Annotated in this window: 22 protein-coding genes; all 22 read left to right on the forward strand. The window is 61.3% G+C overall.

Features of this window, described 5'->3' with window-relative positions:
* Window positions 1-102 precede the first annotated feature (102 nt).
* Window positions 103-1,314: a precorrin-6y C5,15-methyltransferase (decarboxylating) subunit CbiE gene (cbiE, locus tag AC1DVH_RS07510; protein ID WP_477753250.1), complete on the forward strand. Its 1,212-nt coding sequence runs from the start codon at window positions 103-105 to the stop codon at window positions 1,312-1,314.
* Window positions 1,307-2,404 (forward strand): cobalt-precorrin-5B (C(1))-methyltransferase, encoded by a 1,098-nt coding sequence (locus AC1DVH_RS07515; protein WP_477753251.1) that lies wholly within the window; start codon window positions 1,307-1,309, stop codon window positions 2,402-2,404. Before cbiE ends, AC1DVH_RS07515 begins: the two co-directional genes overlap by 8 nt.
* On the forward strand, window positions 2,401-3,117 hold the full coding sequence (locus tag AC1DVH_RS07520) for a cobalt-precorrin-6A reductase (protein ID WP_477753252.1): 717 nt from the start codon (window positions 2,401-2,403) through the stop codon (window positions 3,115-3,117). The genes AC1DVH_RS07515 and AC1DVH_RS07520 overlap by 4 nt, the downstream gene beginning before the upstream one ends.
* A gap of 202 nt (window positions 3,118-3,319) precedes the next feature.
* Complete coding sequence (locus tag AC1DVH_RS07525) at window positions 3,320-3,622, forward strand: type II toxin-antitoxin system RelE/ParE family toxin (protein WP_477753253.1); 303 nt, start codon at window positions 3,320-3,322, stop codon at window positions 3,620-3,622.
* Between the two features lie 3 nt (window positions 3,623-3,625).
* The gene (locus tag AC1DVH_RS07530; RefSeq protein WP_007994260.1) at window positions 3,626-3,916 is read left to right on the forward strand and encodes an addiction module antidote protein; all 291 of its coding nucleotides are present in this window, start codon (window positions 3,626-3,628) and stop codon (window positions 3,914-3,916) included.
* Between the two features lie 99 nt (window positions 3,917-4,015).
* On the forward strand, window positions 4,016-4,414 hold the full coding sequence (locus tag AC1DVH_RS07535) for a DUF2946 domain-containing protein (protein WP_477753254.1): 399 nt from the start codon (window positions 4,016-4,018) through the stop codon (window positions 4,412-4,414).
* Between the two features lie 47 nt (window positions 4,415-4,461).
* On the forward strand, window positions 4,462-4,941 hold the full coding sequence (locus tag AC1DVH_RS07540; RefSeq protein ID WP_477753255.1) for a copper chaperone PCu(A)C: 480 nt from the start codon (window positions 4,462-4,464) through the stop codon (window positions 4,939-4,941).
* Between the two features lie 21 nt (window positions 4,942-4,962).
* The gene (locus tag AC1DVH_RS07545; protein WP_477753256.1) at window positions 4,963-5,406 is read left to right on the forward strand and encodes a DUF2946 domain-containing protein; all 444 of its coding nucleotides are present in this window, start codon (window positions 4,963-4,965) and stop codon (window positions 5,404-5,406) included.
* Window positions 5,407-5,514: 108 nt separating this feature from the next.
* On the forward strand, window positions 5,515-7,632 hold the full coding sequence (locus tag AC1DVH_RS07550) for a TonB-dependent copper receptor (protein WP_477753257.1): 2,118 nt from the start codon (window positions 5,515-5,517) through the stop codon (window positions 7,630-7,632).
* A 130-nt stretch (window positions 7,633-7,762) separates the two neighbouring features.
* Window positions 7,763-9,142 (forward strand): PepSY-associated TM helix domain-containing protein, encoded by a 1,380-nt coding sequence (locus tag AC1DVH_RS07555; protein WP_477753258.1) that lies wholly within the window; start codon window positions 7,763-7,765, stop codon window positions 9,140-9,142.
* Window positions 9,143-9,298: 156 nt separating this feature from the next.
* A complete protein-coding gene (locus AC1DVH_RS07560; protein ID WP_477753259.1) occupies window positions 9,299-10,087 on the forward strand; it encodes an ABC transporter ATP-binding protein in 789 nt (262 codons plus the stop codon).
* Complete coding sequence (locus tag AC1DVH_RS07565) at window positions 10,084-11,043, forward strand: ABC transporter substrate-binding protein (RefSeq protein WP_477753260.1); 960 nt, start codon at window positions 10,084-10,086, stop codon at window positions 11,041-11,043. The genes AC1DVH_RS07560 and AC1DVH_RS07565 overlap by 4 nt, the downstream gene beginning before the upstream one ends.
* Complete coding sequence (locus AC1DVH_RS07570) at window positions 11,040-12,050, forward strand: FecCD family ABC transporter permease (protein WP_477753261.1); 1,011 nt, start codon at window positions 11,040-11,042, stop codon at window positions 12,048-12,050. Before AC1DVH_RS07565 ends, AC1DVH_RS07570 begins: the two co-directional genes overlap by 4 nt.
* Before the next feature lie 248 nt (window positions 12,051-12,298).
* On the forward strand, window positions 12,299-13,564 hold the full coding sequence (gene urtA, locus AC1DVH_RS07575) for an urea ABC transporter substrate-binding protein (protein ID WP_477753262.1): 1,266 nt from the start codon (window positions 12,299-12,301) through the stop codon (window positions 13,562-13,564).
* Window positions 13,565-13,727: 163 nt separating this feature from the next.
* Window positions 13,728-15,230: an urea ABC transporter permease subunit UrtB gene (urtB, locus tag AC1DVH_RS07580; protein ID WP_477753263.1), complete on the forward strand. Its 1,503-nt coding sequence runs from the start codon at window positions 13,728-13,730 to the stop codon at window positions 15,228-15,230.
* Window positions 15,230-16,309 carry an urea ABC transporter permease subunit UrtC gene (gene urtC, locus AC1DVH_RS07585; RefSeq protein WP_477753264.1) on the forward strand — a complete coding sequence of 360 codons (1,080 nt, stop codon included), beginning with the start codon at window positions 15,230-15,232 and terminating at the stop codon, window positions 16,307-16,309. The genes urtB and urtC overlap by 1 nt, the downstream gene beginning before the upstream one ends.
* Window positions 16,306-17,175: an urea ABC transporter ATP-binding protein UrtD gene (urtD, locus tag AC1DVH_RS07590; protein ID WP_477753265.1), complete on the forward strand. Its 870-nt coding sequence runs from the start codon at window positions 16,306-16,308 to the stop codon at window positions 17,173-17,175. Before urtC ends, urtD begins: the two co-directional genes overlap by 4 nt.
* Window positions 17,176-17,295: 120 nt before the next feature.
* A complete protein-coding gene (gene urtE, locus AC1DVH_RS07595; protein WP_477753266.1) occupies window positions 17,296-17,994 on the forward strand; it encodes an urea ABC transporter ATP-binding subunit UrtE in 699 nt (232 codons plus the stop codon).
* Between the two features lie 30 nt (window positions 17,995-18,024).
* Window positions 18,025-18,864: an urease accessory protein UreD gene (locus AC1DVH_RS07600; RefSeq protein ID WP_477753267.1), complete on the forward strand. Its 840-nt coding sequence runs from the start codon at window positions 18,025-18,027 to the stop codon at window positions 18,862-18,864.
* Window positions 18,865-19,038: 174 nt separating this feature from the next.
* Window positions 19,039-19,341 (forward strand): urease subunit gamma, encoded by a 303-nt coding sequence (gene ureA, locus AC1DVH_RS07605; protein ID WP_477753268.1) that lies wholly within the window; start codon window positions 19,039-19,041, stop codon window positions 19,339-19,341.
* A 9-nt stretch (window positions 19,342-19,350) separates the two neighbouring features.
* The gene (locus AC1DVH_RS07610) at window positions 19,351-19,884 is read left to right on the forward strand and encodes an N-acetyltransferase family protein (protein ID WP_477753269.1); all 534 of its coding nucleotides are present in this window, start codon (window positions 19,351-19,353) and stop codon (window positions 19,882-19,884) included.
* A gap of 6 nt (window positions 19,885-19,890) precedes the next feature.
* The coding region (locus AC1DVH_RS07615; protein WP_477753270.1) for a GNAT family N-acetyltransferase at window positions 19,891-20,405 on the forward strand (515 nt) is incomplete at its 3' end.

Genomic DNA, 20,405 nt, shown 5'->3' on the forward strand with positions numbered 1-20,405 from the left:
CGCCGCATGAAAAGACTCCGGTCGGGAAGAGAAGGCAGTCAGCTCAAGGAACCCGCGCTATCATGCCGCCCAACAACGTTTAACGCGTGATTGAGGAATGGCATGACACCCTGGCTGACGGTAGTGGGCATCGGCGAAGACGGTTTCAAGGGTCTGGGCAAGAACGCCCGGCATGCGCTGTTGCGCGCCGCGAAAATCTTCGGCGGCCAGCGGCATCTGGATTTGCTCCCGCCGTGCATACGCGGCGAGCGCCAGCCATGGCCGAGTCCCTTCTGCCTTGAGTCGCTGCTGTCATACCGTGGCGACCCTGTTTGCGTCCTGGCCAGTGGCGACCCGATGTTCTTCGGCGTCGGCGCCAGCCTCGCCCGGCAACTCCCCGCAGCCGAGATGCTGACGCTTCCCGCACCGTCCTCCTGCTCGCTGGCCGCTGCACGAATGGGTTGGCCCTTGCAGGAGGTGGTCACACTGTCCGTGGTGGCCCGGCCTTTCGCCGCACTCAACGCCCACTTGTCCAGTGGCGTGCGCTTGCTGGTGTTGAGCAACGACGGCCGCAGCCCCGCCGCCATCGCGGCCCTGTTGCGCGAACGTGGCTTCGGCCCTAGCCGTCTCACCGTGCTGGAACACCTGGGCGGTGAAGCCGAGCGGCGTATCGACGGTATCGCCAGCGACTGGAACGATCCGCTGATCGCCGACCTGAATCTGATCGCCATCGAGTGCGTCGCCGAGCCGAACACGCTGCGGTTGTCGCGACTGGCCGGCCTGCCGGACTCGGCCTTCCGGCACGACGGCCAACTGACCAAACGCGATGTGCGCGCCATCACCCTCGCGCGCCTGGCCCCAGTCCCTGGCGAACTGTTGTGGGACGTCGGCGCCGGCAGCGGCTCGATCGGCATCGAATGGATGCGCGCTCACCCCAGTTGCCGCGCACTGGCCATCGAGGCGGATGCGGGCCGACAAACGTTGATCGAACACAACCGCGATGCCCTCGGCGTTCCCGGCCTGCAACTGGTTCGCGGCAGTGCGCCGCTGGCCCTGGCCGGGCTGGAGCGGCCGGATGCGATTTTCATCGGCGGCGGAGTCACCCGCGAAGGCGTGCTCGATACGTGCTGGGCCGAACTCAAACCCGGGGGCCGGCTGGTCGCCAACGCGGTCACCCTGCAAAGTGAAATGACCCTGATGACCTGGCGCGAGCAACACGGCGGGGAGTTGACCCGCATTCATATCGCGCAAGCACAACCGCTGGGCGACTTTGACACCTGGCGACAGGCCTTGCCGATTACCTTGCTGGACGTGACGAAACCCTTCGATGCGTGACGAAACCGCCGAACAACCCGCACCACTGCGCAGCGGCCTGACCACCGGCAGTTGCGCCACGGCCACCAGCCTCGCCGCCGCGCGTCTGCTGCTGGATGGCACATCGGCCGATGCGGTGGAAATCGTGTTGCCCAAGGGCAAACAGGTGCAGATGCGCCTGGAGTTCTGCCGCCTCACCGAGGACGGCGCCGAAGCGGGAACACTCAAAGACGCCGGTGACGATCCGGACGTGACCCACGGTGCCCTGCTCTACTCCCAGGTGCGCCTGAGTAGCGAACCCGGGACACGCTTCAAGGCCGGTCGCGGCGTCGGCACAGTGACCCGACCCGGGCTGGTGCTGGGTGTCGGCGAACCGGCGATCAACCCGGTGCCGCGCAAAATGATCAGCGAACACCTGGCCCGGCTGGCCGACGAACTCGGCTACAGCGGCGGCTTCGAGGTCACGGTCAATGTCGAGAACGGCGAGGCACTGGCACTGAAGACCATGAACCCGCGCCTGGGCATTCTTGGCGGCCTGTCGATCCTCGGCACCAGTGGCATCGTCCGGCCGTTTTCCTGTGCGGCCTACATCGCCTCGATCCACCAGGGCATCGACGTGGCGAAAACCAACGGTTACCTGCACATCGCCGCCTGCACCGGCAACGCCAGCGAAGACACCATGCGCCGGGTCTACAACCTRCCGGAAATCGCCCTGATCGAAATGGGCGACTTCGTTGGCGCCGTGCTTAAGCACCTGCGCAAAGTACCGGTGGAAAAACTCAGCCTGTGCGGTGGTTTCGGCAAGATCAGCAAACTGGCGGCCGGGCACATGGATCTGCACAGTCGCCATTCGAGCATCGACCTGCCGCAACTGGCGCTATGGGCGGCACAGGTCGGCGCTGATGCGGCGTTGCAGCAGAGCATCCGCGAGGCCAACACCAGCCAGCAGGCACTGGCCATGGCCGCCGCAGCCGGGGTCACCCTGGGTAATGCAGTCTGTCAGCACGCCCTGGATTTTGCCCGCAGCGTGGTGCCGGCGCAGGTTCAGGTGGAAGTCTTTGCCATCGATCGCCAGGGCGGGATCGTTGGCCATGCGGGAGCCTTTCAATGAAGCGCATTCTCCTGCTAGGCGGCGTGACCGAAGCCATGGTCATTGCCCGCACGCTGGGGCCGCAGCACATCTATAGCCTGGCCGGTATCGGTCGGGTGCCGACGGACCTGCAATGCCAGGTTCGCGTCGGCGGCTACGGCGGTGCCGAGGGCCTGGCGCAATTCATTGGCGATGAAGGCATCGATCTGCTGCTCGATGCCACTCACCCCTACGCCGCCCAAATCAGCCAGAACGCCGCGACCGCCGCGCGCTTGAGCGGCATTCCCTGCTGGGCGCTACGGCGTCCGGCCTGGCAAGCCCAGGCAGGGGATGACTGGCGGGAAGTCAGCGATTGGGCCGAACTGATCGAAGCCCTGAAACCCTTCCGTCGACCGCTGTTCACCCTCGGTCGCGAGCCCCTGCAGCACCTGGATGAAATTCCGGCGGAGCAATTCTGGACCCTGCGCGCACTGGATGTGTATCCGGGCAACGAGCGCTGTGAAGTGATCGGCGCACGTGGGCCATTCCTGATCGACGATGAACGTGAGTTGTTCGAGCGGCGAAACATCGACGTGCTGATCAGCAAGAACAGCGGCAGCACGGCGACCGAGCCGAAGCTGGAAGTGGCGCGTGAGCGTGGTGTGCCGGTGATTGTCTTGAAGCGCCCCGAATTGCCAAGTGTGGAACGGGAGTTTGGCTCAGTGGCAGATATGCTGGGTGCCCTACCAGTGTAGGACTATTCCTAAGACCTGCTAAACCTTGCGATTCCGCTGGCAGCATTCTCAGACGAAGCTGGCTATCGACTCTACGGCCTCAATCCTATAGTTCGCCTCCCCCCTGAACCAATCAAGCGCACCCAACATCCACAGGGATGAATGGTCTCGCCCAAAAGAAAGTGCCGCTTGCCACCCTGTATCCCAAGGAATACGATTCAACATGATCGAATTTGAGCGATCCCAAGTATTTGCTGACTGGCTCAACTCGCTGAGGGACACCATCGGCAAAGCTCGAATAATCGCCAGACTCCGGGCAGCCGAGTATGGAAATTTTGGTGATTGTGAATCTGTAGGTGCTGCGGTTTATGAGATGCGCGTTCACTACGGCCCAGGCTACAGGATGTACTTCACTCGCAGAGATGAGGTGATTTACTTGCTGTTGATCGGGGGTGACAAGTCGACTCAAAAACGAGATATCAAACGTGCTATTCAAATGGCACACAATATCGGTAATGAGGAGTAAATCATGGCCGAACAATTTACCCGTTTTGATGCCGTCGAGTTTCTCAAAACTCCGGAGGAAATGGCGGCTTATCTGGATGCCTGCTTTGAAGAAGATGCCGGAGACGGCGTGCTGATACGTGCAGCGCTCAACGATATCGCCCGAGCAAAGGGCATGACACAAATCGCCCGTGATGCCGGTCTGGGGCGCGAGAGTCTTTACAAAGCGCTGAGCAGTAGTGGCAATCCGGAATTCGCGACTATCATGAAAGTTATGAAAGCCTTGGGTCTGCGCTTGCATGCCATCGCTGTCTGATTACGCTGCGACACCAAACCGCATGCCGCCTTTTTACTTATCGGCCCTGATCAGGCTAAATAGCCCGCGCCTGATCACCCACCCAAACGGATTTGTCCCATGTCCCGACAACGGCTCGCAATTGCCTGGATAGCCTGCTTCGCAGTGCTGTTCAACATGCTCGCCATGCCGATGTCCGGAGCGATGGCGCAAACGGCAAAGTCACCTGCCGAACAGTTGTTGTGGGGCAGTTTCTGCAGCTCCAGCGGCACCAGGATGGTGGCGATTGCCATCGGGGACCTTGAGCAGAAAGCCCCGCAAAGCGACGATCATTCCAACATGCAGCATTGCTGGTGCTGCTCGGGTTCTGCGCCATTGGTGGCGTTGCCGGGGCATTCGCCACAGCTGTATTTCGCGCACTTCGAATCCAACCGAAGCCTGCCCGCCACCTCGCTCGACAGCCCGTCACCGCGCCAGCAATGGCCGAGTCTCAACCCCCGTGCGTCCCCTCTGGTGTGATTTTTTCTCGCGATTGACCTGCGTTTAAATCGTTCCGGAGAACTGCCATGTTGAACAAACTTATCGTTCTGGCCGCGTTGCTGCTGCCTGCCTGCTTTGCCAATGCCCACGAATACAAAGTCGGCGAACTGGAAATCGCGCATCCGTGGTCCCAGGAGTTGCCGCCCAACGCGCCAACCGTTGCGGCGTATTTCGTGATCAACAATGAAGGCAAGACCGCCGACCGCCTGCTCAGCGTCGACACCCCCATTGCGGGCGAAGCGCAATTGCATGAGCACGTGATGCAAGGCGACATGATGAAAATGCAGCACGTACCGAGCGTGGAAGTGCCCGCCGGTGGCGAGGTCACTTTCGCACCGATGGCCTATCACGTGATGTTGCTGGGTCTCAAGGACCGCAGCCTGCTCACTGACGGCAAGCGTTTCCCCATGACGCTGCACTTCGAGAAGTCCGGTGACGTGACGGTCGAAGTCGCGGTGCAGAAGCAGGCGCCGGACACCATGCAAGCGCACGTGCACAAGCCGTAATCGCCTGAACTGAAAACGCCCATGCGCCCGCTTAGCGCCAGGTCATCCAGGTCACGCGATCAGGCATTGAGCCTGACACGCGGCAGCTGGATCAGCCTGTTCGCCATGCTGATGATTTTTATCGGTCCGCTGATTTCTCAGTCGATGCCGATGGATTCGCGCGCCATGTCGATGACCATGCCTGTGGGTATGAGCATGGACATGTCGGCGATGGAGCCTGCCGACCATGCCACGCTAGCCACCGCCGAGCATTGCCCGCCAACCCCGGGGCACCCTGTGCTGTGGGAAAAGTGCGGCTATTGCAGCCTGCTGTTCAATTGCCCGGCGCTGACCGGTGGCGTGTCTTTCGCCAACTTCGTCATCTCACCCGTCAACACGTTCACCACGCCTTCCCCACGCTTGGGCCATGCCCGGCAAACCTTCTTTCCCGGCGCCCGCACCCGCGCCCCGCCCGCCATCGCGTAAACACCCACCCCGATCTCACACGGTCCGCAAGACAACCAAAGCTCGCTCCCACAGGGACAGCTTCAGGCTGCCGGCCGTGTCGTTTACGACTGTTCGATGGAAATTGTCATGTCCAGGTTTTCTGCTGTCCCATGCTTGAGCCATGCCCAAGCCTCTTATGCCCTGAACGAATCCGGCGTTCGTTTCAGGCACGCCACTGCGATCCTGTGCGGTGCCTTGCTGGCGCCCTCTGCGCTCGCCGATGACCATGCCGGTCACAGTGAAGAATTGAGCCCGACGGTGATTACCGCCGTTGCCCCCAGCTCGCCCTTGACCATCGTCACCAACCCCAAGGACCCGCGCCAACCGGTGCCGGCCAGCGATGGCGCCGATTACCTGAAGACCATCCCGGGCTTTGCCATGGTGCGCAACGGCGGCACCAATGGCGACCCGGTGCTGCGGGGCATGTTCGGCTCGCGGCTGAACATCCTCACCAACGGCGGCATGATGCTCGGTGCCTGCCCGGGCCGCATGGACGCTCCGACTTCCTATATCTCGCCGGAAACCTACGACAAACTCACCGTAATCAAAGGCCCGCAAACCGTATTGTGGGGGCCGGGTTCCTCGGCTGGCACTATCCTGTTCGACCGCGAACCGGAGCACTTCGGCGAACTCGGCACACGGGTCAACGCCAGCGTGCTGGCCGGCTCCTACGGCCGTTTCGACAAACTGGTGGACGCCGCAGCGGGCGGTCAGTCGGGTTACGTGCGGGTCATTGGCAACACCGCGCACTCCGACGACTACCAGGACGGCAACAACGACACCGTGCCGTCGCGCTATGACAAATGGAACGGCGACGTGGCCGTCGGCTGGACGCCGAATACCGACACCTTGCTGGAACTGACCGCCGGCCGTGGCGATGGTGAAGCCCGCTACGCCGGGCGCAGCATGGACGGTTCGCAGTTCCTGCGCGAAAGCCTCGGCCTGCGCTTCGAACAATCCAACATCGACGAGGTGCTGGACAAGGTCGAGGCGCAGGTCTACTACAACTACGCCGACCATGTGATGGACAACTACACCCTGCGCACGCCGTCCGGCACCGGGATGATGGCTGGCCCCATGGCCTCCAACGTCGACCGCCGTACCCTCGGCGCACGGATCAAGGCCACCTGGCGCTGGGCCGATGTGCAACTGATCAGCGGCATCGACGCGCAGACCAACGAACATCGCCAGCGCAGCGCCATGGGGGTCGACACCTACAAGGACCTGCCGTACACCAAGGATGCCGACTTCCATAACTACGGTGTGTTCGGCGAACTGACCTGGTACGCCGCCGACCGTGACCGCCTGATCAGCGGCGCGCGCCTGGACCGCGCCTCGGCCAAGGATTATCGGCAGACCACCGGCTCGGGCATGATGACCCGCCCGAATCCGACCGCCGACGACACCCGCGCCGATACCCTGCCCAGCGGCTTCATCCGCTACGAGCATGACCTGGCCGACAGCCCGACCACCTTGTATGCAGGCATAGGTCACACCCAGCGATTCCCGGATTACTGGGAGCTGTTTTCACCCAAATCCGGCCCCGTCGGTTCGGTGAATGCCTTCGATTCGATCAAACCGGAAAAAACCACCCAGCTCGATTTCGGCCTGCAATACAAGACCGAAAAAATCGAAGCCTGGGCCTCGGCTTACGTCGGACAGGTTCGCGATTACATCCTGTTCAACTACACCCCGACAATAATGGGTACGACCTCGCAAGCCGAAAACATCGACGCGCGAATCATGGGCGGCGAACTGGGCGCCGCTTACAACTTCACCGACAACTGGAACGCCGACGCGGCCCTGGCCTACGCCTGGGGCAAGAACAGCAGCGATGGTAATCCGTTGCCGCAGATGCCGCCGCTGGATGCCCGTTTCGGCCTGACCTACAGCGAAGACAACTGGAGCGCCGGCGCACTGTGGAGAGTGGTCGCCGCGCAAAACCGCATCGACCAGAACAAGGGCAACGTGGTCGGCAAGGATTTCGGCAAGACGCCGGGCTTCGGCGTGTTCTCCCTCAACGGTGCCTATCGGATCAACAGCAACTGGAAGGTCAGCAGCGGCGTCGACAACCTGTTCGGCAAGGCTTACGCCGAGCACTTGAACCTGGCCGGCAACGCCGGTTTCGGCTACCCCGCCAATGACCCGCAAGCCATCAAGGAACCGGGGCGCACGCTCTGGACCAAGGTGGACATGAGTTTCTAACAAAAAAAGTCAAAAGATCGCAGGCTTCGCCAGCTCCTACATTGGAGCGCGTACGCCCTGTAGGAGCTGTCGAGTGAAACGAGGCTGCGATCTTTTACAAACAATTGATTCGCCAAGCGGAGCACAACCGATGAAACAGCCCAAAGTGAACTTCTACAACCTGGCGTGGCGCTGGCATTTCTATGCCGGATTGTTCGTTGCGCCATTCATGGTGATGCTGGCCCTGACCGGCATCATCTACCTGTTCAAACCGCAGCTCGATTCGCTGATGTACAGCAGCCTGTTCAACGTCCCGTCCGGTCATCACATCGTCCCGGCCGACGACCTGCTGACGCGGGTGAAAACGGCTTACCCACAAGGCCAGGTCACCCAATACCTGCCGCCGGTCAACGCCGAGCGTAGCGCGCAGTTTGTCGTGCTCAACGATGGCAAGGAGCTGAACGTTTTCGTCGACCCCTACCACGGCGACATCCTCGGTGAGCAAGACGCCAAGAAGAATCTGCAAGCCATTGCCCGAGCGATTCACGGTGAGCTGATGATCGGCACTGTTGGCGATCGGCTGATCGAACTGGCCGCCGGTTGGGGCGTAGTGCTGGTGGTGTCCGGGATTTTCCTGTGGTGGCCGCGTGGTCAGGCGGCAGGCATCTTGTGGCCGCGCCTGAACAGTCGCGGTCGCATATTGTGGCGTGACCTGCACGCCGTCACCGGGTTCTGGGGCGCGTCCCTGCTGCTGGTGATGCTGCTCAGCGGCATGACCTGGACCGGCTTCTGGGGCAAGCAATACGCCGAAGTGTGGAACGTGTTCCCGGCGGCCATGTGGGATGACGTACCGAAGTCCGATGTCGAGGCGCGCAGCCTCAACACCGCGACCCGCCAGACCGTGCCGTGGGCCATGGAAAACACGCCGATGCCGATGTCCGGCGACCATGCCGAACACATGGCTCACGATGGAGCGTCGGCCGGCCCGGCCTCGCCGTTGATCCGCCTGCAGGACGTACAAAACATCGCCAGCGAACGCAAGGTCGAACCGGGTTACAGCATCACCCTGCCGACCACCGCGACCGGCGTATTCACCATCGCCGTGTTCGCCGACGACCCGCGCAATGACGCCACGCTGCACATCGATCAATACACCGGCAAGGTCCTGGCCGATGTACGTTTCGAGCACTACGGCACCGTCGCCCGCGCCACGGAAATCGGCGTGATGCTGCACGAAGGCAAGATGTTCGGTGTGTTCAATCAGATCGTGGTGTTGCTGATCTGCCTGATGATTTTGCTCAGCGCCGTCAGTGGCGTGGTGATCTGGTGGAAGCGCCGTCCGCAAGGAAAACTCGGCGTACCGCCGCTGCGCCATGACCTGCCGAAATGGAAAACCGCGATGGTGATCATGTTCGCCCTGGCGGTGGCCTTTCCATTGGTGGGCGCTTCGCTGGTGGTAGTGTGGGTGCTGGATCGTGTACTGCTGTCGCGTTTCACCCGGCAGACTGAAAGCGCCTCATCTTCATCTTGAAACAGGCGAGATGCGCGGGGCGAAAGGCACTGTAAACTCCCCGCGCATCACCTCAGCCCCATCGCGAGCAAGCTCGCTCCCACAGGGATTGCGTAAGACCTGTGGGAGCGAGCTTGCTCGCGATGGGGCCCTTGGCATCACCTCAAGAGTCACTGCATGTCCTCGCTGAACCTCACAAACCTCACCTGGTCCCCACTGGGCCACGGCCATTGCCACCATCAGTTCCAGCTCCGTGATGCCTCGCTACACGTGGCTGCCGGTGAGTTCGTCGGGCTGATCGGCCCCAACGGCAGTGGCAAGACCAGCCTGTTGCGTTGTGCCTGGCGCTTCAGCAAACCGCAAAGCGGTGAGGTCAGACTCGATCACCACAACGTCTGGAAGCAATCCTCGCGCTGGTGCGCGCAACGCATCGCCGTGGTCTTGCAAGAGTTCCCCGACGCCTTCGGCCTGACCGTCGAGGAAGTGGTCGCCATGGGCCGCACGCCGCACAAAGGCTTGTTCGATGGCGACACCCTTGAAGACCGCGATCTTATCAATCAGGCCCTGGAATCTGTCGGTCTCAAGGGCTTCGAAAACCACGGCTTCGCCACCCTCTCCGGTGGTGAAAAACAGCGGGTCATCCTCGCCCGCGCACTGGCTCAGCAACCACAGTTGCTGATACTCGACGAGCCAACCAACCACCTCGATCCGCGTTATCAGCTTGAGCTTTTGAAGCTGGTCAAGCGCTTGAACATCGGCACCCTGGCGAGCATCCACGACCTCAATCTGGCGGCGGCTTTTTGTGATCGGCTGTACGTGATCAACCATGGTCGTATCGTCGCCAGCGGCACACCGAAAGAAGTCCTGACGGCTGCGCTGCTGCGCAATGTGTTCGGCGTCGAAGCGCTGATCGATGAGCATCCACTGCACGGCTACCCACGAATCACCTGGATAACCCAACCATGACTTTGCGTTCCCTGCTGCGCTGCGGCCTCTCTCTCGTGATGCTGCTGGGCTGCACCCAGGCATTGGCCGAAGCCACCCGTTACCCGCTGACAATCAAAAGCTGCAACCGCGAGGTGACCTTCAAGCAGGCACCGCAACACGCCCTCAGCCACGACATCAACATGACCCAGATGATGCTCGCCCTCGGCCTCAAACCACAAATGGCCGGTTACAGCGGCATCAGTGGCTGGAAGGCCGTGACGCCCGAGATGCACAGCATTCTCGAAGGCCTGCCGGAACTGGCGGCCAAGTACCCGTCGGTGGAAACCCTGCTCAATGCCAACGTCGATTTCTTCTTCGCCGGCTGGGACTACGGTATGCGTATCGGCGGCGATCTCACGCCACAAACCCTGCAACCGCTGGGCATCAATGTGTATGAGCTGAGCGAGTCCTGCGCCTTCGTGATGAAGCGTCCACCGGCCAGCCTCGAAGACACCTATAACGACCTGCGAAACCTCGGCAGAATCTTCGACATACAGGACCGCGCCAATGCCCTGATCGCCAACATGCAGGCGCAAGTGGCGGACATTGGTAAAGGCCTGCCCGCGGAAAAACCGCGGGTCTTCCTGTACGACAGCGGCGAAGACCGGGCCATGACCTCGGGGCGCCTGGGCATGCCGCAAGCACTGATCGACGCCGCTGGCGGGCGCAATGTTCTGGAGGATGTCGACGCGAGCTGGACCCGGGTCAATTGGGAAACCGTGGTCGAGCGCAATCCGCAGGTGATCGTGATCGTCGACTACAGCGAAGTCACCGCAGAGCAGAAGATTCAATTTCTGCTGGACAACAAAGCCCTGCAATCGGTGGATGCGATCAAGCACCGGCGCTTCATCGTCATTCCTTACGTGCAGGCCACGCCGGGGATCGATAACGCGCTGGCGGTCGCAACCCTGGCCAAGGGTTTCCACGGCGAATGATCAACCGTCGCTACGCCCTGTTGTTGATCGCCCTCGGTGCGCTGTTGCTGGTGTCGTGCGTGGTGTCCCTGGGTTTCGGCCCGGCACGGGTGCCGGTGGACGTGGTGTGGCGCATCCTGTTGTACAAACTGTTCGGATTAGCTGTGCCGGACTGGAACCCCGGACAAGAGTATATCGTCTGGCTGATCCGCGTCCCGCGCATGCTGCTCGGCGCGCTGGTGGGCGCCGGCCTGGCATTGATCGGCGCGGTGCTGCAAGCGGTCACGCGCAACCCCTTGGCTGACCCGCATTTACTCGGCGTCACGTCCGGTGCGACGTTGGGCGCAGTGATTGTGGTGCTGCATGTCGGTGAGATCGCTGGCCGGCTGAGCTTGCCAATCGCGGCATTTATCGGTGCATTGCTGAGCATGCTGGTGGTGCTGATGATCGCCAGTCGCCACGGTCGCCTCGACAGTGATCGTTTGTTGTTATGCGGTGTGGCGGTGTCATTCGTGATGATGGCGATTGCCAATTTACTGCTGTTCCTGGGCGACCATCGTGCCAGTTCGGCGGTGATGTTCTGGATGCTCGGCGGGCTCGGGTTGGCACGCTGGGAGCTGCTGGCGGTGCCGACAGCCAGTGTGTTGCTCGGACTGATTTTGCTGTTGGGTATGGCGCGACCGCTGAATGCGTTGATGGCCGGTGAACAGACGGCGGTGACCCTGGGCCTGAATGCGCGCACCGTGCGCCTGCGGGTGTTTTTGATTGCGTCACTGATGACCGGGGTGCTGGTGTCGATCAGCGGCTCGATCGGTTTTGTCGGGCTGATGGTGCCGCACATTGCGCGGCGTCTGGTCGGGGCCGAACACCGACGTGTGCTGCCGGTGTGCGTGGTGCTCGGCAGTGTATTCCTCGTTTGGGTCGACGTCGCCGCCCGGACACTGATCGCTCCGGAAGACCTTCCTATCGGCGTCGCCACCGCTGCGATTGGCGGGTTGTTCTTCATCGGCCTGATGCGCCGCCGCTGATTCACACAGATCAAGCCCGCCCCCACATTTGATTTGTGTTGCTCATAAAATCCGCGCCCCAATGTGACGCACCTCAGCGCACCAGACCACTGACCATGTCCTCTCATGGTGCGCTTGAGAACCGTGCAACCGCTCTGGAACGACGTTTCCCTGCCTTTTGCCGACCGGGCACAGCCCTTGCAAAACACACCTTCAGTAGTCCGCATCTGCCAACCATAAAAAACTTTAACGTTCATGGAGATCGCACAATGAAGCGTCGCAGCTTGATCAAGGCTTTCACACTCTCGGCATCCATTGCCGCGATGGGCATGACCTGGACCGTCCAGGCCGCCGAGACCATCAAGGTCGGTATTCTGCATTCGTTGTCCGGAACCATGGCGATCTCCGAAACGTCGTTGAAAGACATGGCGCTGATGACCATCGACGAGATCAATGCCAAGGGCGGCGTGAACGGCAAGATGCTCGAGCCGGTGGTGGTCGACCCGGCCTCGAACTGGCCGCTGTTCGCCGAGAAGGGTCGTCAGTTGCTGACCCAGGACAAGGTCGCCGTGGTGTTTGGTTGCTGGACTTCCGTGTCGCGCAAATCGGTACTGCCGGTGTTCGAAGAACTCAACGGCTTGCTGTTCTACCCGGTGCAATATGAAGGCGAAGAAATGTCGCCAAACGTCTTCTACACCGGCGCTGCGCCGAACCAGCAGGCGATCCCTGCCGTTGAATACCTGATGAGCGAAGAAGGCGGCAGTGCCAAACGCTACTTCCTGCTCGGCACCGATTACGTCTACCCGCGCACCACCAACAAGATCCTGCGTTCGTTCCTGCACTCCAAAGGCGTGGCCGACAAGGACATCGAAGAGGTTTACACCCCGTTCGGTCATAGCGACTACCAGACCATCGTCGCCAACATCAAAAAATTCTCGGCGGGCGGCAAGACCGCGGTTATCTCCACCGTCAACGGCGACTCCAACGTGCCGTTCTATAAAGAACTGGCCAACCAGGGCCTGAAAGCCACCGACGTTCCGGTCGTGGCGTTCTCGGTCGGCGAAGAAGAACTGCGCGGCATCGACACCAAGCCACTGGTGGGTAACCTGGCGGCGTGGAACTACTTCGAATCGGTCGAGAACCCGGTGAACAAGAAGTTCGTCGATGACTGGAAAGTCTACGCGAAGAAACACAACCTGCCGGGCGCCGACAAGGCGGTGACCAACGACCCGATGGAGGCCACTTATGTCGGCATCCACATGTGGGCGCAAGCGGCGGAAAAAGCCAAATCCACCGACGTCGACAAAGTCCGCGAAGCCCTGGCCGGCCAGACCTTTGCCGCGCCGTCCGGCTACACCCTGACCATGGACAAGACCAACCACCACCTGCACAAGCCGGTGATGATCGGCGAAATCCAGTCTGACGGTCAGTTCAACGTGGTGTGGCAGACCGAAGGCCCAATCCGCGCCCAGCCGTGGAGCCCGTTCATCCCGGGCAACGACAAGAAGCCGGAGTATGCGGTGAAGAGCAACTAAGCCATTGGGTGTCGGGCTTGAAGACACTTTTCGAGCCCGACAAAAATCCCTGTGGGAGCGAGCTTGCTCGCGATGAGGGCGGAACATTCAACATTTCTGTGACTGAACCACCGCTATCGCGAGCAAGCTCGCTCCCACAATGTCCGCGTCAAGGCGACTATTTATGCCCACCGCCCTTTATCGCTTCATCTTGACCATTGCAATGCTGTTGCCGATGGCCGCCCACGCCGGTGACGCCGAAGACTTCGTCACCGCCAATCCCGCGCAGCAAGCCAGACTGCTGGAAGCCTGGGCCGCACAACCCGATCCGGCCCGTATCGAGTTGATCAACGCCCTGCAACAAGGCGAATTGACCATCGACGGCCAACCAAAAAACCTGCGCCTGAACAACCGCCTGCGGGGTCTGATCGACACGGCCCTGGCCAGTCATCAGTTGCTCGCCACCGACACCAAAATCCGTCTGGCCGCCGCGCAGCAACTGCAAAAAAGCGCCAAGCCGGCGCAGTTGAAATTCCTCGATCAGCAACTCGCCAGCGAACAGGACGAACACGTTCACGCAGCATTGAGCCTCGCCCTGGCCAACCTGCAACTGGTGGATGCCGACCCGGCTGTACGACTGGCCGCTGTGCGCTTGCTCGGCGAAACCGGCGACCCGCTGGCCCGCACCCGCCTCGAAGGCTTGCTCGAACCTGACGTTGAAGCCGATGCCAATGTACGCACTGCGGCCGAAACCAGCCTCGCTCAAGTCAAACGCAAACTGCTGGTCGGCGAGATGCTCGGCCAGGCATTCAGCGGTATGTCGCTGGGCTCGATTCTGCTGCTCGCCGCCCTCGGTCTGGCGATCACTTTCGGCCTGCTCGGCGTGATCAACATGGCCCACGGTGAGATGCTGATGCTCGGCGCCTACTCGACCTATGTGGTGCAACTGATGTTCCAGCGCTTGGCTCCGCAGGCCATCGAGTTCTATCCGCTGATCGCGCTGCCCGTGGCGTTTTTCGTCACCGCTGCCATCGGCATGGCGCTGGAGCGCACGGTGATTCGCCACCTCTATGGACGGCCACTGGAAACCCTGCTCGCCACCTGGGGCATCAGCCTCATGCTGATCCAACTGGTTCGACTGGTGTTCGGCGCCCAGAACGTCGAAGTGGCTAACCCGGCCTGGCTGTCGGGCGGAATTCAAGTACTGCCCAATCTCGTGCTGCCCTATAACCGCATCGTCATCATTGCCTTTGCCTTGTTTGTGGTGGTGCTCACGTGGCTGTTGCTGAACAAGACTCGCCTGGGTCTCAACGTGCGCGCAGTCACCCAGAACCGCAACATGGCCGCCTGCTGCGGCGTCCCGACCGGACGCGTGGACATGCTTGCCTTTGGCCTCGGCTCGGGCATCGCCGGCCTCGGTGGCGTGGCCCTCAGCCAGATCGGCAACGTCGGCCCGGACCTCGGCCAGAGCTACATCATCGACTCGTTCCTGGTGGTGGTGCTCGGCGGTGTCGGTCAGTTGGCCGGTAGCGTACTGGCGGCGTTTGGCTTAGGGATCGCCAACAAGATTCTCGAACCGCAGATCGGTGCCGTGCTCGGCAAGATCCTCATCCTCGCGCTGATCATTCTGTTCATCCAGAAACGTCCGCAAGGCCTCTTCGCACTCAAAGGACGGGTGATCGACTGATGAACCAGCCCCTGATGCTCAATGCCACACAAAAGGCCGGCCCTAAAGTCACGATTGCCGTCGGTGTGGTGATCCTCGTTCTGTTGCTGGCATTGCCGCTGCTGTCGCTGTTACCGGCGGACAGTACGCTGCATGTCTCCGCCTACACGCTAACGCTGGTGGGCAAGATTCTTTGCTACGCCATCGTCGCACTGGCGCTCGATCTGGTCTGGGGTTATGCCGGCCTGCTGTCCCTCGGCCACGGCCTGTTCTTCGCCCTCGGTGGTTATGCCATGGGCATGTACCTGATGCGCCAGGCCTCGGGCGATGGTTTGCCGGCGTTCATGACGTTCCTGTCGTGGACCGAAATGCCATGGTTCTGGACCGGCACCAGCAGCTTCCTCTGGACCCTGTGCCTGGTGGTATTGGCGCCGGGGTTACTGGCGTTGGTGTTCGGCTTCTTCGCCTTTCGTTCGCGGATCAAGGGCGTGTATTTCTCGATCATGACCCAGGCCCTGACCTTCGCCGGCATGTTGCTGTTCTTCCGCAACGAAACCGGGTTTGGCGGCAACAACGGCTTCACCAACTTCCGCACCATTCTTGGCTTCGGCATCACGGAACCGGGCACCCGCGCGGTGCTGTTTTTCGCCACCGTGCTGTTGCTGGTGGCGAGCCTGTTCATCGGCTGGCGCCTGGCGCAGAGCAAGTTCGGCCGGGTACTGACCGCGTTGCGCGATGCGGAAAACCGCCTGATGTTCTGCGGCTACGATCCGCGCGGGTTCAAGCTGTTTGTCTGGGTGTTGAGCGCGGTGTTGTGTGGCCTGGCCGGTGCGCTGTACGTGCCGCAAGTGGGGATCATCAACCCGAGCGAGATGTCGCCGACCAACTCCATCGAAGCCGCGGTGTGGGTGGCCCTTGGCGGTCGCGGCACCTTGATCGGTCCGCTACTCGGCGCCGGCGTGGTCAACGGCATGAAGAGCTGGTTCACCGTGGCCTTCCCCGAGTACTGGCTGTTCTTCCTCGGCGCGCTGTTCATCGTCGTGACCCTGTACCTGCCCAAGGGTGTGATCGGCCTGTTGAAGAAAAGAGGTGAGCAATGAGAATCACTGCAACCGCTGAATTCATGCTCGAACCGGCTTTTTTTCCTGTGGAGCCCAACAAGGATGCCGGCAGCAGCCGCGATGCCATCGGCCTCGGCCAGCGTGTCGGCCCCGGCCTCAACACCCGCCACGGCACCATCCTGACCCTGGAAGACATCAGCGTCAGCTTCGACGGCTTCCGCGCGCTGAACAATCTGAACCTGTACATCGGCGTCGGCGAACTGCGCTGCATCATTGGCCCCAACGGCGCGGGCAAGACTACGCTGATGGACGTGATCACCGGCAAGACCCGTCCCAGTCACGGCAAGGCCTGGTACGGCGAAACCCTGGACCTGACGCAAATGAGCGAAGTGCAGATCGCCCAGGCGGGTATCGGCCGCAAGTTCCAGAAGCCAACGGTGTTCGAAGCCCTGACGGTGTTCGAGAACCTGGAACTGGCGCAGAAAACCGACAAATCCGTTTGGGCCAGCCTGCGGGCGCGCTTGAACGGCGAGCAGAAAAACCGCATCGACGAAGTGCTGGAGACCATTCGCCTGACTTCCTCGGTCAATCGCCCGGCGGGCCTGTTGTCCCACGGCCAGAAGCAGTTCCTGGAGATCGGCATGTTGTTGATGCAGGACCCGCAATTGCTGCTGCTCGACGAACCGGTCGCGGGCATGACCGATGCTGAAACCGAATTCACCGCCGAACTGTTCAAGACCCTGGCCGGCAAGCACTCGCTGATGGTGGTGGAGCACGATATGGGCTTCGTCGGTTCGATTGCCGACCACGTTACTGTGCTGCATCAGGGCAGTGTGCTGGCCGAAGGATCACTGGAGCAGGTGCAGGACAACGAGCGGGTGATCGAGGTGTATCTCGGTCGCTGATTTGTATCCCTTGTAGGAGCTGTCGAGTGAAACGAGGCTGCGATCTTTTGATCTGTCTTTTGAAGATCAAAAGATCGCAGCCTTCGGCAGCTCCTACGGGGATTTGAGGAGTATTTGAAAATGCTGCAAGTCGACAAACTGCACCAGTATTACGGCGGAAGCCACATCCTGCGCGGCCTGACATTTGACGTGAAGGTCGGCGAAGTCACCTGCCTGCTCGGGCGTAACGGCGTAGGCAAGACCACCCTGCTCAAATGCCTGATGGGTTTGCTGCCGCCCAAGGAGGGCGCAGTGAACTGGGAAGGTAAACCGATCACTACGTTCAAGCCGCACCAGCGTGTGCATGCCGGCATCGCTTACGTACCGCAGGGCCGGGAAATCTTCGGCCGCCTGACCGTGGAAGAAAACCTGCTGATGGGGCTGTCGCGCTTTCCCGGCAGCGAAGCCAGGGAAGTCCCTGCCTTCATCTACGAACTGTTCCCGGTGCTGCTGCAAATGAAGCAACGGCGCGGCGGCGACCTGTCCGGTGGCCAGCAACAGCAACTGGCCATTGGCCGGGCGCTGGCCAGCCGCCCTCGTCTGCTGATCCTCGACGAGCCCACCGAAGGCATCCAGCCGTCGGTAATCAAGGAGATCGGTGCCGTGATCAAAAAACTCGCAGCCCGGGGCGACATGGCGATTCTGCTGGTGGAGCAGTTCTACGATTTCGCCGCCGAACTGGCTGACCAGTACCTGGTGATGTCCCGAGGCGAGATCGTGCAACAGGGTCGCGGAGAAAATATGGAAGCCGAGGGTGTGCGCGGTCTGGTTACGATCTAATCTTTAGCGACCTAACGATAATTAGAAATCATGAATTTACCTGCCCAAACAACGCTGTTCACCCCGAGCTGGCACGCCGAGCTGGAGCTGGGTTACGCCCGCTTCGGCGATAGCACACGTCCGGTCCAGCGCCGCCACTTGGGCCCGCTGCGGGTACAGAAGCATCTGTATGCCGAAGGGCCTGAAGTCTGCCAACACATCATCGTCCACCCGCCAGGCGGGATTGCCGGCGGTGATCGGCTGGATATTTCAGCCCGCGTCGAGCGCGATGCCTGGGCACAAATCACCAGCCCCGGCGCGGCCAAGTGGTATCGCGCCGCCGGCCCCGCCTATCAGCAGCTGAAGTTGAAGGTGGCAGCCGGTGCGACACTGGAATGGCTGCCCCAGGAGACGATCATTTTCAGCGCGGCCCAGGCTGAACTCAGCACCTGCATCGACCTTGAAGGCGATGCACGGCTGTTCTATYGGGACGTCGTGGCGCTGGGCCGGCCGGCCAGTGGCGAGCGCTTCGACCTTGGGCACTTCCAGGCACATCTGGATATCCGCCGCGACGGCCAGTTGCTCTGGCATGAACGCCAGCGCGTTGTCGGGGCGGACGGCTTGCTCGATTCGCCCATCGGGCTGGACGGGCAACCGGTGTTTGCGACGTTGTTGGTGACGGGTGAGATCGATAGCGAACTGCTGGAAACCTGCCGCTCGCTGCCCGACGACGTGCGCGGGGATTTGACCCAATTGCCGGGGTTGCTGGTTGCCCGATGCCTGGCCAGTGAAGCGCTGTTGGCGCGGGGATGGCTGATTGAATTGTGGCGACTGCTCAGGCCGGCGTTGCTCGGTCGCGAAGCGGTCCCCCCCAGAATATGGAGCACCTGAGTATGCATACCCTGTAGGAGCTGCCGAAGGCTGCGATCTTTTGATCTTGATCTTCAGCGGCACGGGAAAGACCGGGATCAAAAGATCGCAGCCTCGTTGCACTCGTCAGCTCCTACAGTCCTGTGGGTTGCAAGATTTGACACCTTTTTAACTGCCGATTATGGATCTCAAACGATGGACCTGACCCCACGCGAAAAAGACAAGCTGCTGATCTTCACCGCAGGCCTGGTGGCCGAGCGGCGTTTGGCTCGCGGCGTGAAACTCAATTACCCGGAAGCCATGGCCTACATCTGCGCCGCGCTGCTTGAAGGCGCACGCGACGGRCAGACGGTGGCCGAGCTGATGCACTTCGGAACCACCCTGCTGACCCGCGAACAAGTGATGGAAGGAATMCCGGAAATGATCCCGGAAGTCCAGGTCGAGGCCACCTTCCCCGACGGCACCAAACTGGTCACCGTCCACCAACCCATCGCCTGAGGCCGCGCCATGACTTACCACATCCGCGATGCCGTGCATGCCGATCTGCCGGCCATCCGCGACATCTACAACGACGCGGTGCTCAACACCACGGCGATCTGGAACGAGCACGCGGTCGACCTCGACAACCGCCAGGCCTGGTTCAACGCCCGGCAATCCCAGGCTTATCCGATTCTGGTGATCGTCGATGCCGACGACACGGTGCTCGGGTACGCCTCGTTCGGCGACTGGCGGCCCTTCGACGGTTTCCGCCACACCGTCGAGCACTCGGTCTATGTGCGCAGCGACCAGCGCGGCAACGGCCTCGGCCCGCAACTGATGCAAGCGCTGATCGAACGCGCCAAAGGCTGCGACAAGCACGTGATGGTCGCGGCTATCGAAAGCGCTAACGCTGCCTCCATTCGCTTGCATGAGCGCATCGGCTTTATCACCACCGGGCAAATGCCGCAGGTCGGCACCAAGTTCGGTCGCTGGCTGGACCTGACCTTCATGCAACTGACCCTGAATCCCGGYGCGCAGCCGCCAAGCATCAACCAGGAGTAATCCCCGATGAACGCCGCCCAACTGCGACGCGTCAACGTAGAAAGCTTTGCGCATTATCGTCAGGGCCTGATCGACCTGCTGCTCGATGCCGTCGGCTATGGCGCCAGTGTCGGCTTCATGGCTGAACTCGATGCCATCCAGGCGCGTGCGTATTTCGATGAGGTTCAGGAGAACCTGAACAAGGGCAATGTGTTGCTGTGGGTGGTGGTCAAGGACGAACAGGTCCAGGCCAGCGTGCAGTTGGGTTTGTGCCAGAAAGCCAACGGCCTGAACCGCGCCGAAGTGCAGAAGCTGCTGGTGCGCGAACATGCGCGGCGTCGCGGTCTGGGCCAGCAACTGATGAGTGCCCTGGAGGCGGCCGCCCTGCAGCACAAGCGCGGAATGCTTTATCTCGACACCGAAGCCGGCTCGCCCGCCGAAGACTTCTACCAATCGCTGGGCTATACCCGCGCCGGTGAAATTCCCGATTACGCCTGCGACCCGAGCGGCCGCTATAAGCCGACTGCCCTCTACTACAAGAT

This window comes from Pseudomonas sp. P4_C3 (assembly GCF_056402075.1).